This window comes from Burkholderia sp. 8Y (assembly GCF_902506145.1).
GTDB lineage: Bacteria > Pseudomonadota > Gammaproteobacteria > Burkholderiales > Burkholderiaceae > Caballeronia.
Genome location: NZ_LR733520.1, coordinates 2,093,746 through 2,109,908 on the forward strand (window position 1 = coordinate 2,093,746; position 16,163 = coordinate 2,109,908).

Annotated in this window: 17 protein-coding genes; 12 read left to right on the plus strand and 5 right to left on the minus strand. The window is 64.5% G+C overall.

The window, feature by feature from the left end; genetic code table 11:
• Window position 1: 1 nt before the first annotated feature.
• From urtC to ureG, 10 genes are all read left to right on the plus strand, one after another.
• Window positions 2-1,195, plus strand: coding sequence for an urea ABC transporter permease subunit UrtC (urtC, locus tag GV035_RS20405; protein WP_159836775.1), 1,194 nt, complete (start codon window positions 2-4; stop codon window positions 1,193-1,195).
• Window positions 1,192-2,076: an urea ABC transporter ATP-binding protein UrtD gene (urtD, locus tag GV035_RS20410; protein WP_236572673.1), complete on the plus strand. Its 885-nt coding sequence runs from the start codon at window positions 1,192-1,194 to the stop codon at window positions 2,074-2,076. The genes urtC and urtD overlap by 4 nt, the downstream gene beginning before the upstream one ends.
• A gap of 15 nt (window positions 2,077-2,091) precedes the next feature.
• Entirely contained in the window at window positions 2,092-2,784 is a 693-nt protein-coding gene (urtE, locus tag GV035_RS20415; protein ID WP_159836776.1) for an urea ABC transporter ATP-binding subunit UrtE, read from the plus strand.
• 29 nt (window positions 2,785-2,813) lie between these two features.
• Entirely contained in the window at window positions 2,814-3,674 is an 861-nt protein-coding gene (locus tag GV035_RS20420; RefSeq protein ID WP_159836777.1) for an urease accessory protein UreD, read from the plus strand.
• Between the two features lie 362 nt (window positions 3,675-4,036).
• Window positions 4,037-4,339, plus strand: a complete 303-nt coding sequence (locus GV035_RS20425) for an urease subunit gamma (protein WP_008342482.1) — start codon at window positions 4,037-4,039, stop codon at window positions 4,337-4,339.
• 11 nt (window positions 4,340-4,350) lie between these two features.
• Window positions 4,351-4,656 (plus strand): urease subunit beta, encoded by a 306-nt coding sequence (locus GV035_RS20430; RefSeq protein WP_159838103.1) that lies wholly within the window; start codon window positions 4,351-4,353, stop codon window positions 4,654-4,656.
• Window positions 4,657-4,672: 16 nt separating this feature from the next.
• The gene (gene ureC, locus GV035_RS20435) at window positions 4,673-6,379 is read left to right on the plus strand and encodes an urease subunit alpha (protein ID WP_159836778.1); all 1,707 of its coding nucleotides are present in this window, start codon (window positions 4,673-4,675) and stop codon (window positions 6,377-6,379) included.
• A gap of 7 nt (window positions 6,380-6,386) precedes the next feature.
• On the plus strand, window positions 6,387-6,983 hold the full coding sequence (gene ureE, locus GV035_RS20440; RefSeq protein WP_159836779.1) for an urease accessory protein UreE: 597 nt from the start codon (window positions 6,387-6,389) through the stop codon (window positions 6,981-6,983).
• The gene (locus tag GV035_RS20445; RefSeq protein WP_159838105.1) at window positions 6,970-7,650 is read left to right on the plus strand and encodes an urease accessory protein UreF; all 681 of its coding nucleotides are present in this window, start codon (window positions 6,970-6,972) and stop codon (window positions 7,648-7,650) included. The genes ureE and GV035_RS20445 overlap by 14 nt, the downstream gene beginning before the upstream one ends.
• Before the next feature lie 23 nt (window positions 7,651-7,673).
• A complete protein-coding gene (gene ureG / locus GV035_RS20450) occupies window positions 7,674-8,324 on the plus strand; it encodes an urease accessory protein UreG (protein WP_159836780.1) in 651 nt (216 codons plus the stop codon).
• A gap of 63 nt (window positions 8,325-8,387) precedes the next feature.
• Here the strand turns inward: ureG and GV035_RS20455 are convergent, their stop codons facing one another.
• The 5 genes from GV035_RS20455 to GV035_RS20475 all read right to left on the minus strand — a co-directional run bounded on the left by GV035_RS20455 (window position 8,388) and on the right by GV035_RS20475 (window position 13,621).
• A complete protein-coding gene (locus GV035_RS20455; RefSeq protein ID WP_159836781.1) occupies window positions 8,388-8,570 on the minus strand; it encodes a hypothetical protein in 183 nt (60 codons plus the stop codon).
• A gap of 182 nt (window positions 8,571-8,752) precedes the next feature.
• Window positions 8,753-10,072, minus strand: a complete 1,320-nt coding sequence (gene waaA / locus GV035_RS20460; RefSeq protein WP_159838107.1) for a lipid IV(A) 3-deoxy-D-manno-octulosonic acid transferase — start codon at window positions 10,070-10,072, stop codon at window positions 8,753-8,755.
• A 50-nt stretch (window positions 10,073-10,122) separates the two neighbouring features.
• Window positions 10,123-11,007 (minus strand): Kdo hydroxylase family protein, encoded by an 885-nt coding sequence (locus GV035_RS20465; RefSeq protein WP_159836782.1) that lies wholly within the window; start codon window positions 11,005-11,007, stop codon window positions 10,123-10,125.
• Between the two features lie 54 nt (window positions 11,008-11,061).
• Window positions 11,062-12,057 carry a lipopolysaccharide heptosyltransferase I gene (gene waaC / locus GV035_RS20470; RefSeq protein ID WP_159836783.1) on the minus strand — a complete coding sequence of 332 codons (996 nt, stop codon included), beginning with the start codon at window positions 12,055-12,057 and terminating at the stop codon, window positions 11,062-11,064.
• Between the two features lie 163 nt (window positions 12,058-12,220).
• Window positions 12,221-13,621 (minus strand): phosphomannomutase/phosphoglucomutase, encoded by a 1,401-nt coding sequence (locus tag GV035_RS20475; protein WP_159836784.1) that lies wholly within the window; start codon window positions 13,619-13,621, stop codon window positions 12,221-12,223.
• A 458-nt stretch (window positions 13,622-14,079) separates the two neighbouring features.
• On the opposite strand from GV035_RS20475, the gene GV035_RS20480 reads away from it, so the two are divergent.
• A complete protein-coding gene (locus GV035_RS20480; protein ID WP_159836785.1) occupies window positions 14,080-15,342 on the plus strand; it encodes an oligosaccharide flippase family protein in 1,263 nt (420 codons plus the stop codon).
• A complete protein-coding gene (locus tag GV035_RS20485; protein ID WP_159836786.1) occupies window positions 15,339-16,145 on the plus strand; it encodes a glycosyltransferase in 807 nt (268 codons plus the stop codon). The genes GV035_RS20480 and GV035_RS20485 overlap by 4 nt, the downstream gene beginning before the upstream one ends.
• The last annotated feature ends 18 nt before the right edge of the window (window positions 16,146-16,163 follow it).

The window sequence follows — 16,163 nt, forward strand, 5'->3', positions numbered from 1 at the left end:
CATGACCGCCACGACCAACATCGGCGCTAATCTGGACGTCGCGCCGAAACCAGAGGAAAGCGCCGCACGCGCGGGCTTCGCGCTCGGCCTGCCGCCGCGCGCCGCGCTGTTGCCGCGCAATGGCTGGATCGCATTGATGGCGCTTGTCATTGCAATGGGCATCGGCGTGCCGCTCTCGGCGCTCGTGCTGCCCGACACCAGCACGTTCCATCTGTCGGCCTACGCGATGACGCTCGTCGGCAAGCTCATGTGCTATGCCATCGGCGCGCTGGCACTCGATCTCGTCTGGGGATACTGCGGAATCCTTAGTTTGGGCCACGCGCTCTTCTTCGCGCTCGGCGGCTACGCAATGGGCATGTATCTGATGCGCTCCATCGGACGCGAAGGCACGTATCAGAGCGATCTGCCGGACTTCATGGTGTTTCTCGACTGGCACGCGCTGCCGTGGTACTGGCAAGGCACGGAGCATCTCTGGTATGCGCTGCTTCTCGTCGTGCTCGTACCGGGAGTGCTGGCATGGGTCTTCGGCTTCTTCACGTTCCGCTCGCGCGTGAAGGGCGTCTATCTCTCGATCATCACACAAGCCATGACCTTCGCCGCGATGCTGCTCTTCTATCGCAACGAGACGGGCTTCGGCGGAAATAACGGCTTCACGGACTTCAAGCGCATCGCGGGCTTTCCGATCACGCACGCGGGCACACGCACGGTCCTTTTCCTCATCACGTTCGGGGTGCTCGTGCTTGCGTTCCTCGTGGCGCGCGGGATCGTCACGTCGAAGCTCGGGCGCGTCGTGACAGGCGTGCGCGATGGCGAGGCGCGGCTCATGTTCCTCGGCTATAGTCCGCTCGCGTACAAGCTCTTCATCTGGACCGTGTCCGCCGTGCTGTGCGGCATCGCGGGCGCGTTGTATGTGCCGCAGGTCGGCATCATCAATCCGAGTGAGATGTCGCCCGCCAATTCAATCGAAATGGCGATATGGGTCGCGGTCGGAGGACGCGGCACGTTGATCGGGCCGATCATCGGCGCGTTCGCGGTCAACGGCGCAAAGAGCTTTTTTACTGCGTATTTCGCGGAATACTGGCTGTTCTTTCTCGGCCTCATCTTCACGCTCGTGCCGCTGCTGTTGCCCAACGGCATCATGGGTCTCATCGATGTAGCCCGCCGCCGCCAAGCTCAGGGAGACGCCGCCGAATGACCGCGCATCATGCATTGATCGTCGATTTGCCGCCGATTCCGCAGGCGCCCGATTCCAGCGCGCCGGGGCACAAGAACATCAACGTCAGCTCGGGACTCGGCCATGTGCTTCAGCCGGGCGAAATCGATGTATCGCACGGCACGATCCTTTATCTCGAAGACGTGACCGTCAGTTTCGACGGCTTTCGCGCGCTCAACAAGCTCACATTGTCCATCGACGTGGGCGAGTTGCGCTGCGTGATCGGTCCGAACGGCGCGGGCAAGACCACGATGATGGACGTCATCACGGGCAAGACGCGGCCCGATGACGGCAAGGTCTTTCTCGGGCAGACGTTCGATCTCACGCGCATGTCGGAGCCTGTGATCGCGCGGACCGGCATCGGCCGCAAGTTTCAGAAGCCGACCGTCTTCGAGAATCATCCCGTGTGGGAGAACCTCGAACTCGCGATGAAGACGGACAAGCGATGGTTTGCGTCGTTGCGTGCGCGGCTGGACCGCGCGGCGCAAGCGCGAATCGAAGAGACGCTCGAACTCATCCGCTTGCAGCATCAGGCGACGCGCCTTGCAGGCGAGCTGTCGCACGGGCAGAAGCAGCGGCTCGAAATAGGCATGTTGCTGATGCAACAGCCCGCCCTGCTGCTGCTCGATGAACCCGCTGCCGGCATGACCGATCACGAAACCATGGAACTGGCAGAGCTGCTGAACACACTGCGCGGGTCGTGTTCGATGATGGTGGTCGAGCACGACATGGAGTTCGTCGCGGCGCTTGCGGGCGCGAGCGGCAAGGTGACGGTGATGGCCGAAGGCAGCGTGCTCGCCGAAGGCACGCTCGATGGCGTGAAGCGCGACGAGGCCGTGATCGAATCGTATCTTGGCCGTTGATATCGGAATCACTCAATGCTCGAAGTCGAATCGCTCAATCAGTATTACGGCGGCAGCCACATTCTGCGCAATGTGAAGATGACCGTGCCCGATGGCAAGCTCACCGTGCTGCTCGGCCGCAACGGCGTCGGCAAGACCACGCTGCTGCGCTGCCTGATGGGCGTGGTGCCGACCCGAAGCGGCAGCATCACTTGGCGCGGCGCGAAGATATCGTCGATGCCGACGCATGCGCGCGTCGCGAGCGGTCTTGCGTATGTTCCGCAGGGCCGCGATATCTTCGGGCGTCTGACGGTGGAGGAGAACCTGCTCGTCGGCGCGGCGAGCCGCAAGGCGCCCGCGAAGATTCCCGATCACATCTATGCCCTCTTTCCCGTGCTGCGCGACATGAAGCATCGGCGCGGCGGCGATCTGTCCGGCGGACAGCAACAGCAGCTCGCCATAGGCCGCGCGTTGATGAGCGAGCCGCAACTGCTCATACTCGATGAACCGACCGAAGGCATTCAGCCTTCGATCATTCGCGACATCGGCCGGACGCTGCGTCAGCTCGTCGATGAAATGGGCATGACGGTGCTGCTCGTCGAGCAGTATTACGATTTCGCCCGCGAGCTCGCGGACCGCTACTGGGTGATGAGTCGCGGTGAGATCGTCGCGGGCGGCGCGGGTTCGGAGATGGATCAGCATGGAGTGCGCGAGCTGATCGCCGTATGATGGTGGACCGCTCCTAACGCATTGCTTCCATGCATCACGAATCTCACGCGGCACTCGCGCAGCCGGATGTCTGGCGCGGCACGCTCGAACTCGGCTTTGCGCGGCAGCATGGCCGCACGGTCTGCGCGCATCGCAAGCATGAAGGGCCGCTGCGCGTGCAGCGGCCGCTCTATCCCGAGGGCGATATCTGCCACGCGGTGATCGTGCATCCGCCGGGCGGCGTCGCGGGTGGAGACCGCCTGTTCGTCGACGTGAAGCTGGGTGAAGACACGCACGCCGTCATCACGACGCCCGGCGCGACCAAGTGGTACAAGGCCAACGGCAAGCTCGCGACGCAGCGCATCGACATTCATCTTGCGCCGCACGCGAAGCTCGACTGGCTCCCGCAGAACAACATCGTGTTCGAATCGTCGAATGTGGAGCTTGCCTTCAACGTCACGCTCGATGAAGGCGCGACGGCCATCGGTTGGGATGCGATGCTGCTCGGCCGCGCCGCCGCCGGCGAACGATGGACGCAGGGGCGCATCAAGGCGGTCTCGCGCATCTCGCAGCGCGATGGACCCGCGCTGTGGTTCGAGCGCAACCTGATCGATGCCAACGATCCCTTGCGCGATGCATCGCACGGGCTCGCAGGCTATCCCGCCTACGGCACGCTATGGGCGATCGGACCCGCATGCGACGACACGTTAGCCGAAGCACTCACCGCGCAGTTGCCGTTCGACGATGAAATGCGCGCGGCGGCATCATGCGTGGCGCCGGGCGTGTTGATCGTGCGCGCCATCAGCCGATCGATGGAGCCGCTGCAACGCGCGCTCACCGCATGCTGGACGCAACTGCGCCCGCTCGTGCATGGCGTCGCCGCGCAACCGCTCAGGCTCTGGACCACCTGAAACGCGCACCATGAAGGCGCATACGCGCGCCCTGTAACCGTGCATGCGGCGCGGCAGCCCAGGCGGCACAAGGCTTTTGAGTTGATGGCACGGCTCTCGCTTCTGCATCGCTCGTCAAGAGCCGCGCACATCAAACGCGGCCATTAGAAAGCCTAAAGGGGATCATTCATGCAGCAGCTCTTTGCCGTGCGCGGCGCACTGCGCTCGCTGTCGCGCCGCTTCAAACGCCTTCGACTCCATGCCTGAATCCGATCATATTTGGAGCGCAACGCCGCTTCATTCGAATCCCGGCCGAAACGCGGTCCGCGAAAACAAGAGCAAGTGCTAGCATGACAAAGCCCATCGCTTAACAGAACAACTCCATGAAACTCACGCCTCGCGAGAAGGACAAACTTCTGATTTTCACGGCGGCGCTGCTCGCCGAACGGCGTCGCGCACGCGGCCTCAAGCTCAATCATCCGGAAGCGGTGGCGTTCATTTCCGCCGCGTTGATGGAAGCCGCGCGCGATGGCAAGACCGTCGCGGAAGTCATGCATTACGGCACCACGCTGCTCACGCGCGACGATGTGATGGAAGGTGTGCCGGAGATGATTCCCGACATTCAGATCGAGGCCACGTTCCCCGATGGCACCAAGCTCGTGACCGTCCACCATCCCATTCCTTGAAGACGCACACGATGATTCCCGGCGAATATCTGATCGACGACGGCGAGCACGAACTCAACGCAGGCCGCGAGACCGTGTCCGTCGTCGTGGCGAATAGCGGCGACCGGCCCGTGCAGGTCGGCTCGCATTTCCACTTCTACGAAGTCAACACGGCGCTTCTCTTCGACCGCGAAAAGACGCGCGGCTTTCGGCTGAACATCGCGGCGGGCACCGCCGTGCGCTTCGAGCCGGGACAGGAGCGCACGGTCGAACTCGTCGCGCTCGCGGGCGATCGCCACGTGTACGGCTTCAATGGCCTCGTAATGGGCCCCCTCTGACCAGGACCTCCACGACATGACGCTACGCATCGGCCGCCGCGCATATGCGGAAATGTTCGGCCCGACCACCGGCGACCGCGTGCGCCTTGCGGACACCGATCTCATCATCGAAGTCGAACGCGACTTCACCACGTACGGCGAAGAAGTGAAGTTCGGCGGCGGCAAGGTGATTCGCGATGGCATGGGCCAGTCGCAACGCGCGTCCGCCGACGTGGTCGACACGGTCATCACGAATGCGCTGATTCTCGATCACTGGGGCATCGTGAAGGCCGATATCGGCATCAAGAGCGGGCGCATCTTCGCAATCGGCAAGGCGGGCAATCCCGACATTCAGCCGAACGTGACCATTGCGATCGGCGCGGCCACCGAAGTGATCGCGGGCGAAGGCATGATCGTGACCGCAGGCGGCATCGACACGCATATCCACTTCATTAGTCCGCAGCAGATCGACGAGGCGCTTGCAAGCGGCGTCACGACGATGCTCGGCGGCGGCACCGGCCCCGCGACCGGCACGAACGCGACGACCTGCACGCCGGGACCGTGGCACATGGAACGCATGCTGCAAGCCGCCGACGGCTGGCCGATGAATCTCGGCTTTCTCGGCAAGGGCAACGCGAGCCTGCCCGAGCCGCTCATCGAGCAAGTGAAGGCGGGCGCCATCGGTCTGAAGCTGCACGAGGATTGGGGCACGACGCCCGCGGCCATCGACAACTGCCTCTCGGTGGCGGACGATACCGACACGCAAGTCGCCATTCACACGGACACGCTGAACGAAGCGGGCTTCGTCGAAACGACGGTGGCCGCGTTCAAGGGCCGCACGATCCACACGTATCACACGGAAGGCGCGGGCGGCGGCCATGCGCCGGACATCATCAAGGTGTGCGGCGAGCCGAACGTGCTGCCCTCTTCCACCAATCCGACGCGGCCCTACACCGTCAACACGCTCGACGAACATCTCGACATGTTGATGGTGTGTCATCACCTGGACCCGTCGATCGCGGAAGACATTGCGTTCGCGGAGTCGCGTATCCGGCGCGAGACGATCGCGGCGGAGGACATTCTTCACGATCTCGGCGCGCTCTCCATGTTGTCGTCCGACTCGCAGGCAATGGGGCGCGTGGGCGAAGTCATCATCCGCACATGGCAGACGGCGCACAAGATGAAGGTGCAGCGCGGCGCGCTGCCGGAAGACAACGCGCGCAACGACAATTTCCGCGCGAAACGTTACGTCGCGAAGTACACGATCAACCCGGCCATCACGCACGGCATCGCGCATGAAGTGGGTTCCATCGAGCCCGGGAAGTGGGCCGATCTCGTGTTCTGGGAGCCGGCGTTTTTTGGCGTGAAGCCCGCGATGATCGTCAAGGGCGGCATGATCGCGCTCGCGCAAATGGGCGATCCGAACGCCTCGATTCCGACGCCGCAGCCGGTGCATTACCGCGAAATGTTCGCGACGCGCGGCGGCGCGCTCGGCAAGACATCGCTCACGTTCGTGTCGCAACTGGCGATGGAGTCGCGTATAACCGATCGTTATGGCCTGAAGAAACAGGTCGTCGCGGTAAAGAATTGCCGCCATGTGACGAAGGCCGACATGATTCACAATGCATGGCAGCCGTCCATCAGCGTCGATCCGCAGACCTATCAGGTGATCGCGAACGGACAACTGCTCACCTGCGACCCCGCCACCGTGCTGCCGATGGCGCAACGCTACTTCCTGTTCTGACCGTCTCATGCGTACCCTCGACAAACGTCTTACCGCCAGACTCGCTCCCGTGCTCATCAAGCGTGCGCCCACGCTGACGCTCCCTTTCGATGCCCGCTGCAAGAGCCGCCTTGCAGTCACGCTCGACAACGGCGAGGAAGTCGCGCTCGTGATGCCGCGCGGCACCGTGCTCGCGCATGACGACGTTCTCGTCGCCGACGATGGCGGGCTCGTGCGTATCGTCGCGGCGGCCGAGGACGTGCTTGTCGTGCGTGCCGTGAATCCGCTCACGCTGATGCGCGTGGCGTATCACCTTGGCAACCGGCACACGCCGGTCGAGATTCACGCGGATCATCTGAAGCTCGAAGCGGATGCCGTGCTCGAAGACATGATCGCGCGACTGGGCGCCACTGTGACGCGCGAATCGCAGCCGTTTCAGCCGGAAACGGGCGCGTATGGCGGCGGTCACAAGCATGGCCATGACGAGACTTTCAGCGAGGACTATGCGCTCGCGCAGAAGGTCTATCACGAGCATCACGGGCATGATCATTCGCAGTGCGGGCATGACCACGCACATGACCACGCTCACGAGCATCACCATCGCCACGGTCATGCGCACGACTGAACTCACTGCGCTTCTGCACCTCGCGTCGCCGGCGCTGCCTATCGGCGCGTTCAGTTATTCGCAAGGTCTCGAAGCCGCGATCGAACACGGCTTCATTCGCGATGCCGACACGACGCGCGAGTGGATCGCAAGCGGTCTCGCGAATGTCCTTGCGCGCGGCGAGTTGCCTTTCATCGCGCATCAGATGCAACGCTGGCGCGCGCACGATGCAGCATCGCTCGCGCAAGCCAACGACGAGTACATCGCGAGCCGCGAATCCGCCGAACTGCGACGCGAAACCGAGCAGATGGGATGGTCGCTCGCGCAACTATGCGCTTCACTCGAATGGGGCGATGCCGCTCGGCGCCAAACGCTCGCCGCCATGAAGCCCGTCGCGCAACCCACGGCGTTCGCATTCGCCGCGTATGCACACAATGCCGCGCCCGATGCGGCGCTCGCCGCTTATGCGTTCAGCTGGGTCGAGAATCAGGCGGCCGCTGCGTTGAAGGCCGTGCCGCTCGGTCAGCTCGCGGGGCAGCGGATCATCGTCGCGTTGCGCGGGCCGATCGACGATGCGGTGGCTCGCGCGCTCGCCACCTCGCCCGAGCACATCAACACATTCGCGCCGCAACTCGGCATTCTGTCGGCGCGGCACGAGTCGCAGTATTCGCGGCTCTTTCGCTCGTAAATCCTGCTTAGAACCGATATCGCATGAACGCTCCCGCTTATTCCGCCGCCGCTCGCCGAACGAAGAAACTGCCGCCGTTGCGCGTGGGCGTCGGCGGACCGGTCGGCTCCGGCAAGACGACGCTGCTCGAAATGCTCTGCAAGGCGATGCGCGATCGCTACGATCTCGTCGCCATCACCAACGACATCTATACGAAGGAAGATCAGCGCCTCCTGACCGTCGCGGGCGCGCTGCCGGCCGAGCGGATCATGGGCGTGGAGACAGGCGGCTGCCCGCATACCGCGATTCGCGAAGACGCGTCGATCAATCTGGAAGCGGTGGACCGCATGGTGTCGCGCTTCCCGGATGCGGATATCGTGTTCATCGAATCCGGCGGCGATAATCTGGCCGCGACATTCAGCCCGGAACTGTCTGACCTGACCATCTATGTGATCGACGTGGCGGGCGGCGAGAAGATTCCGCGTAAGGGCGGGCCGGGCATTACGAAGTCGGATCTGCTCGTCATCAACAAGACGGATCTCGCGCCATACGTCGGCGCGAATCTGGACGTGATGGCGTCCGACGCCAGGAAGATGCGCGGCGAGCGGCCGTTCGTCATGTGCAATCTGAAGGCGCTCGAAGGGCTGGACCGGGTGATCGCGTTTATCGAGAAAAAGGGTTTGCTCGGTAGCTGAATGGCACGCGGCCACAGGCGACGCGTATCGCCTGCGGCCGCGCATTTTTCCACTAGCAAACGGTCAGCGCGAACCGTGCCGTTGCTTCGCGCCGCCGCCGGCGCCGTGGTCCTTGCCGGCTTTCGTGTGATTCGCCGCGTGCTGGCCGCTGGCGGGCTTGCTGCTGCTCGTCGTCGCAGGCTTGCCGGACTGGTTTTCTGCCTTGGCGTCCTGCTCGGTCTTGCTGGTGGGCGGAGCTGTCTTCATGCTGGAGTCCTCTTCGTTCGCACAACGTTGACACGATGCGTAGCTTGGCCATCCGGGTCGATCAGCGTGAGCCGGTCGCGTGTTGCCGACCGACCGTTCGCTTTCCGCCTGTTGTCGCGCAGACGATCGATCCTTCCATCGTTTCGCAAACGCCATTCCACGAACGAACCGTGCGGGTTTTGCTAGCCCGCTGCGCTCTCCTCCTCCAGCATCACGCCCAGAATATCCACCGTCCGTTCCGTCGCCCCGCGATGCCGCGCCGCGAACGCCGCCGCCGCCGCGCTCATCGCGATGCGCCGTGGCTTGTCGCTAAAGAGCTCGCGCAGGCCCTGCGCGAGCGCCTGCGGACTATCGATGCGCAGCGCCGCGCCCGCCGCGATGGCGTCGTTGGTCGCCTGCGTGAAGTTGAACGTATGCGGCCCGATCAGCACCGGCACGCCGGCCGCGCACGCTTCGATCAGGTTCTGCCCGCCGAGCGGCAGCAGACTTCCGCCGATGAACGCGAGGTCGGCGGCGGCATAGTACGCGCCGAGTTCGCCCATCGAATCGCCGAGCAACACCTGCACGCCCGATGGCAACGGCGGCGGCACGTCCGCGCCCGATCCCGCCGCGACGGGCTTGGGCGCCCACACGGAACGGCGCGCGCCGGTCATGCCCGCCGTCGCGATCAGCGCGGAGACTTCATCGAAACGTTGCGGATGGCGCGGCACGAGAATGAGCAGCGCGCCCGGCACGTTCAGCGCGGCGAACGCGCGCAGGACAAGCGTCTCCTCGCCTTCGCGCGTGCTCGCGGCGACCCACACGGGCCGCTCGCCGATGGCCGCGCGCCACGCCTGTCCGCGCGCCACGAGTTCGGGCGGCGCCGTCATGTCGAACTTGAGATTGCCGAGCACCGCCACGTTGCGCGCGCCGAGCGCGGTCAGCCGTTCGGCATCGGACGGCGTCTGCGCGAGCACGCGCGAGAAACCGCCGAACACTTCGCGCACCGGGCGGCCGAAACGCGCCGCTCGCCGATACGACCGCTCCGACATGCGCGCATTCGTCAGCACGAGCGGCACATCGGCGCGACGGCATTCGTCGATGAGCGTCGGCCACACTTCCGTTTCCATCACGATGACGAGCGACGGCCGCCACGCGCGCAGAAAACGCCGCACGAGATGCGGCAAGTCGTACGGCAGATAGCTGCGCATCACGCGATTGCCGAAAAGTTCGAACCCCGTTGCGCGGCCGCTCGGCGTCATGTGCGTGAGAAGCACGCGCGCTTCGGGATGCGTCTTCATCAACGCTTCGATCAGCGGCTGCGCGGCGCGCGTCTCGCCAACCGACACCGCGTGTACCCAGATGAGCGGCGCGAGATCGTCGGCGCGGCGCGCGGGGCCGCGTCCGAAGCGTTCGCCGATATGCTCGCGATAACCGCGTTCCTTGCGCGAGCGGATCAGTAGCCGCAGCACCGCGAGCGGCGCGACGATCCACCACATCGCGCGATAGATCGCCCTCAGCACGACGGCCGAGAGCGGCGCAGCGGGCGCGGAAGGCGCGGAGGGAGCGCCGCTCAAACGAGCGCCCTGCCCTTGAGCCGTTCGAGAATGCCGAGCGGTGCGTGATCGGGCCGCGCCATCGCCTTGACGGGCAGAAAGAAGGTCTGCTCCATCATGTACTGGCCGGACATCACCGCGTGCGAGGTCTGATCGGAGAAGCAGACCCACACCGAGCCGGGCGGAAACGGCATGGTTTGTTGCGGCGAGGACTTCTGATAATCGAGGTCGGCTTTCATCGCGTCGTGCAGATGCAGCATGAGATGGTCATACTCGCTGCGCCTGCTCTTCGTGATGTGCAGCAGATTCATGAGCCACGCCGAACCCGGCGCCTGCGGCTTGATGTCGGGCAGGAAGCGCCGCGCCATGTGCTCGAACGGCTCGCCGACGCGCCACACGCGCGGCGTGCCGTTCGGATTGACGTTGGTGAACACGCGCAGGATGCGCTCGCCGTAGTTGGGGCGCGACGGGAAGGCATCGACATGCAGGCGGCTGTCGTCCTTGCGCCACGACGTTTCGCGTGTTTCCACCTGATGCAGCCGCAGACTCGTCGGCGCGACGCGCAGCTTGCCGTCGTATTCGGGAAAGAGGCCGTCGACGAGCGAGCGCGCGTTCGCCTGATACCGCGCGATGAGCGAGCGCACCGCCGACTGCATCACGTTGTCGCCGAGCACGCCGTTGAGCGCGCCGCCGTTGGGCGCGAGGCTGATGTTCTTGCGCTTCGGGTCCGCGATCTTCGGGTCGAGCAGCGCCTGCTCGCCGCCTTCGATTGCAAACCGCAAGTTGGGAAAATAGAGGACCTTGCCGTCTTCCACGCCGGCAAGCAGCGCCTCGCGCGGCACGGACAGGTTCTTGCCCTGCCAGTCGCACGATGCGACTTCGATGATTTGAGATTCCGTCATGTGCTCTCGAACTTGTGTTGGCCCGCGCACGGCGCGAGGCGGGAGCCTCGAGCGTTACAGCAGGCCGAAGCCCGCGAGGGCGGCCTTCACTTCGGAGAGCGTCGGATGCCGGCTCGCGTCGCCCAGGTTGATCACGTTCGGCGACCAGTAGCCGCCGGTGCGCCATGCGGTCGAGAAATTGTACAACTCGACGGTGGGCCGCTTCAGGGCTGCGGCAATATGAACGAGGCCCGTATCGACGCCGACGGTCGCAGCCGCGCCGTCGATGAGGCCGACGACCGCCGGCAACGAGAGCTTTGGCGGCACGATGGCCGCCGCGCCGAACTCCTTCGCGAGCTTCTCGCTCGTCGCGCGCTCCGCGTCGCTGCCCCACGGCAGGACGATGGACGCGCCGCGCGTCACGAGCGCCTGCCCCAGTTCGATCCACGCGGCTTCGGGCCATTGCTTGTCCGCGCGGGACGTGGCGTGCACGAACGCGACATACGGCACCGGCAGATTCAGCCCGAGCGCGGACACGGCGAGCGCCGCGCGGCGCGTGTCGATGCCGAAGTCGATGTCGTCGGTGGTCTGCGGGCGCGGCAGGTCGAGCGCGGCGGCCACGAGTTGCCGCGTGCGTTCGACGACATGCGTGCGCGGCTCGATCGGCACGCGCTGATCATAGAAGAAGCGCACGGGCCATTCGAAGCCTGCGCCGTCCGTGCGATTCGCGAGTCCGACGAGCGGCCCGCGCGCCCAGCTCGCAACCCACGCGGTCTTGATGAGCCCCTGGCAGTCGATCACGAGATCGTATTTCTCGGCCGCCAGTTCGCGCCGGAATCTGCGTATCTCGCGCCAGTTCGCCGCCGACGCGAAACCCTTGCGCCAGCGCCTGAGCGAGAACGGAATCGCACGGCGCACGCCATCGACCAGTTCGACGAGGCTCGCGAAACTTTCTTCGACGAGCCAGTCGATTTGCGCGTCGGGATAGCGGCGGCGAATGTCGGCGATGGCCGGCATGTTGTGAACGACGTCGCCAAGCGACGACACCCGGACGATCAGGATCTTTTGCACGCTGTGAGGAAAGGCGCGGCTCGCGCGAAGAGGAAACGGGAGCGGGGATTTTAGCGCGGGTTGGTTGGGCGGCGGGGCAGAAAAACCGTTATTCGACAGGCTTTGCCCGGTACAAACAAAAACGGCGCGACCTCCCGATCGCGCCGTCTTCACAAAACCGCACTCAGAACGGCAGCTTCGCGTCCGCCTTCTCCGCGAGAATCACGCGGCGGAAATCTTCCTGGATGCGCTTCAACGCTTCTTCGCTATCCGCTTCGAAACGCATCACGACCACGGGCGTCGTATTCGACGAACGCGCGAGCCCGAAGCCATCCGGGTATTCGACACGCAAGCCGTCGATGGTCAGCACGTCGTCCGCGCCTTCGAACTTCGCCGATTTCTGCAGGCGCGAAATGAGTTCGAAGTTCTCGCCCTCTTCCAGCTTCAGTTGCAGTTCCGGCGTCGACAGCGAGTTCGGCAGGCCGTTGAGCAGCTTGCTCGGATCGTCCACGCGCGACAGGATTTCGAGCATGCGCGCGCCCGTGTACAGGCCGTCGTCGAAGCCGTACCAGCGGTCCTTGAAGAACACATGGCCGCTCATTTCGCCCGCGAGCGGCGCGCCCGTTTCGCGCAGCTTCGCCTTCACGAGCGAGTGACCCGTCTTCCACATGACCGGCTCGCCGCCCTGCTCGCGCACCCACTTCGCGAGATTGCGCGTGCACTTCACGTCATAGATGATCTGGCCGCCCTTGTTGCGCGACAGCACTTCCTGCGCGAACAGCATCAACTGACGGTCCGGGTAAATCACCTGGCCGTCCTTCGTCACGACGCCGAGACGGTCGCCGTCGCCATCGAATGCGAAGCCGACTTCCGCGTCCGTTTCCTTCAGCGCGCGAATCACGTCCTGCAGATTCTCGGGATGCGCCGGGTCCGGGTGATGGTTCGGGAAGTTGCCGTCGATCTCCGTGAAGAGTTCGACCAGCTCGCAGCCGAGCGCCTTGAAAAGACGCGGCGCGAGACCGCCCGCGACGCCGTTGCCCGTATCGACGACGATCTTCATCCCGCGCACCGGCTTCACGTCCGACACGATGCGGTCCAGATACATCTGCGATACGTCGAATTCGGTATAGCTGCCTTCGCCCGACGTGAAGTCGTCACCGACGATGCGCTGATACAAACTCTGAATCTGCTCGCCGTAGATGGCCGCGCCGCGCAGAACCATCTTGAAGCCGTTGTAATCGGGCGGATTGTGGCTGCCCGTCACGACGATGCACGAATCCACGCGCCGTTCGCCGGAAGGCAAAGGCAGCGGCACGCTCGCCGCGAAATAGCCGACGGGCGTCGGCACCATGCCGACATCGATCACATCGACGCCCGCTTCGCGCAGGCCGTTGGCAAGCGCGCCGACGAGCTCGGGACCGGAGAGCCGGCCGTCGCGCGCGACGACGACCGAATCGCCGCCCTGCTTGCGGATCTCGCTGCCGAACGCGCGGCCGATACTCTTCGCGACATCGCTATCGACCGTCTTGCCGACGATGCCGCGAATGTCGTAAGCCTTGAAAATGGACTGGGATACTTGGCTCATGAGATGGCTACCTCTTCTGTATTAATTGATGAATTCTCGGCGATGCAGCCATAAGGGCGTGCAGGTCGTGACGATATGAGCGCGCCCGACCACACCGGCATGCGCGCGTACGACTGCGAGGCATGACATGACGAATGCTGCGCATGTGTGATTGGCCATCGCGAAACAGGCAAGCCAGGTTGAAAGCTCGCACGAAGGAAGCGTTTCCGTTCGCACTTATAATCGCTGTCTTTCAGCGCCTTCGACGTTGCGCGCCGCGGTTCAAGCCTGCGCATTCATTCTAATCCAATGCCTAAACGCTCTTTCGCCTTCGTCCCGACGAATGAGGCGCCTTCGGGCGCAAACGCACAAAACTTGACCGCCATTCACGCCCACACGCAATTTTCCCGCACACCACTGCGCGGCGAACAGGCTACGGTAGCAGGCCGCGTGCCTGAACAAGCGGGCGGACGACGCCCATGAGAATGCTCACGCGCTCGGGCAATCCGGACGTCGCCCGCGCGCTCACCAACATTGTCTGGCTGGGGCTCGAGCGGCTCACGCAGATCGCTGTCGCCATCGTCATTTCAGGGCTGCTTGCGCGTTATCTCGGTCCCGATGCATTCGGCAAATGGCAATACGCGAACACGCTCCTGCTCGTGATCGCACCGATCACCTGGGTGTGCGGCGCGGAAATACTGGTGCCGACCATCGTCGCGAAGCCGCCCGCGCAGACCGGCGCGGTGCTCGGCAGCGCGTTCGTGCTGCGCATGAGCGTGTCGGTCGTCGCGCTGCTCTTGACGTGGACGTGGATCGCGGCGGGCGGCGTGGACCCGCTCGTCGGCGCGATGCTCGCGGGGCTTGCCGTCACCCTCCTCTTTCGCGAGCCGTTCATCGGTGTCATCAACGCGTGGCTGCAAAGCATGACCTACAGCAAGCCGCAATTGATCGCGAGCATGTGCACGGCCATCGTCAAGGCGGCGCTCGTGTATATGCTCGTGTGCATGGCGGCGCACGCGGCGAGCTTCGGCTGGCTCTGGGCGCTCGAAGCCGCGGCCATCGGCGGCGCGCTCGTGCTTTATTACATGCGCCGTCACGGCGGCACGCTCGGCTGGCGCTTCGACCGCGCGCTCTTCAAGCACTTCGCGAGCGCGGGCACCGTGTTCTGGCTCGGGCTCATCTGCATGTATCTGTTTCTGAAGCTCGATCGTCTGATGCTCGCGCATCGCGTATCGTTCGCGGAGCTCGGGCTTTATTCGGCCGCGCAACAGTTGAACGAGAACTGGATCGCGCTCGCGTTGATGCTTTCGCAAACCATCGCGCCGGCGTTCGTGTATCGCGTGCAGGAAACGCCGCGCCTCAAGCGCAATCTGCTGCGCCTCTTCGCGATGACCGCCGCGCTGATGATCGCGGGCGCCGCCGTTCTCGATGCGCTCGCGGGCTTCATCATCGCGCGCGTGTTCGGGCCGAATTACGCGGGCGCCGCAGGCATTTTTCGCTGGGCCGTGTGGCTTTCGGTACCCGCGGGCATCGAGGCCATCGGCAATCTCGTCGTGTTGAAGTTTCAGGCGAGGTACGTGCTGCTATCCAAGTGGCTGCTTGCGCTCGCTGTCGCCTTCGCGGTGAACGCGTGGGCCATTCCGCGCTTCGAAGGTTATGGCGCGCTCGTCGGGCTGGCGGCGGGTTATCTCGCGGCGGCGTCGGTCAACTTCTACTACATCCGTCTCCGGCTGCGCGCATGAACGCCCTATCCGATGTCGCCATCCTCATGCCCGCGTTCAACGGCCAGGTCGACGTGGAACGCACGCTCGCGTCGTTTCGCGAGGCGTCGCCGGTGCGCGTATTGATCGTCGATGACGGCAGCACGCCGCCGATCGCCGCGCCCGCTATCGACGGCCTCGACATCGAGATCCTGCGCATGACGAAGAACGGCGGCATCGAGCGCGCGCTGCAAGCGGGCATCGATGCGCTCGCTGAGCGCGGGATCCGCTATGCCGCGCGCATCGACGCAGGCGATCTCGCGACGCCCGGCCGCCTCGCGAAGCAGCGCGCGTATCTCGACGCGCATCCGCGAGTCGCGGTGCTCGGCATGTGGACACATGTCGTCGCGACGAACGGTGCGCCGCTCTTCGACCTCACGCCGCCCACCGACGACGCCGCGATTCGCCGCGCAATGCTCGCGCGCTCGTGCTTCGCGCATCCATCGCTGATGCTTCGCGTCGATGCCGTGCGCGAAGTCGGCAACTATCGCGCCGAGTATCGCGCAGCGGAAGACCTCGATCTGTTGCTGCGTCTCATGGCGCGCTACGACGGCGCGAATCTGCCGGAATTCGGCCTTTATTATGAATTGAACGAAGCGGGCATCAGCGCGACCAAGCGCCGAACGCAGACGCTGTCAACGCTGCGCCTGCAATTGCGTTACTTCCGTGCGGCGAATCCATTCGACTGGATCGGCGTCATGAAAAGCATCGCGCATCTGCTGCTCCCCTACCGCGCGCTGCGCGAATTGAAGGCGAAGCTCCTCAACGCATCGTCGCCGGCATGAAGCCGACGGCATCGCACC

Bases quoted from the DNA above. Each gene is read 5' to 3' on its own strand.
- urtC (WP_159836775.1), top strand. From the start codon at position 2: ATGACCGCCACGACCAACATCGGCGCTAATCTGGACGTCGCGCCGAAA.
- urtD (WP_236572673.1), top strand. From the start codon at position 1,192: ATGACCGCGCATCATGCATTGATCGTCGATTTGCCGCCGATTCCGCAG.
- urtE (WP_159836776.1), top strand. From the start codon at position 2,092: ATGCTCGAAGTCGAATCGCTCAATCAGTATTACGGCGGCAGCCACATT.
- GV035_RS20420 (WP_159836777.1), top strand. From the start codon at position 2,814: ATGCATCACGAATCTCACGCGGCACTCGCGCAGCCGGATGTCTGGCGC.
- GV035_RS20425 (WP_008342482.1), top strand. From the start codon at position 4,037: ATGAAACTCACGCCTCGCGAGAAGGACAAACTTCTGATTTTCACGGCG.
- GV035_RS20430 (WP_159838103.1), top strand. From the start codon at position 4,351: ATGATTCCCGGCGAATATCTGATCGACGACGGCGAGCACGAACTCAAC.
- ureC (WP_159836778.1), top strand. From the start codon at position 4,673: ATGACGCTACGCATCGGCCGCCGCGCATATGCGGAAATGTTCGGCCCG.
- ureE (WP_159836779.1), top strand. From the start codon at position 6,387: ATGCGTACCCTCGACAAACGTCTTACCGCCAGACTCGCTCCCGTGCTC.
- GV035_RS20445 (WP_159838105.1), top strand. From the start codon at position 6,970: ATGCGCACGACTGAACTCACTGCGCTTCTGCACCTCGCGTCGCCGGCG.
- ureG (WP_159836780.1), top strand. From the start codon at position 7,674: ATGAACGCTCCCGCTTATTCCGCCGCCGCTCGCCGAACGAAGAAACTG.
- GV035_RS20455 (WP_159836781.1), bottom strand. From the start codon at position 8,570: ATGAAGACAGCTCCGCCCACCAGCAAGACCGAGCAGGACGCCAAGGCA.
- GV035_RS20465 (WP_159836782.1), bottom strand. From the start codon at position 11,007: ATGACGGAATCTCAAATCATCGAAGTCGCATCGTGCGACTGGCAGGGC.
- GV035_RS20475 (WP_159836784.1), bottom strand. From the start codon at position 13,621: ATGAGCCAAGTATCCCAGTCCATTTTCAAGGCTTACGACATTCGCGGC.
- GV035_RS20480 (WP_159836785.1), top strand. From the start codon at position 14,080: ATGAGAATGCTCACGCGCTCGGGCAATCCGGACGTCGCCCGCGCGCTC.
- GV035_RS20485 (WP_159836786.1), top strand. From the start codon at position 15,339: ATGAACGCCCTATCCGATGTCGCCATCCTCATGCCCGCGTTCAACGGC.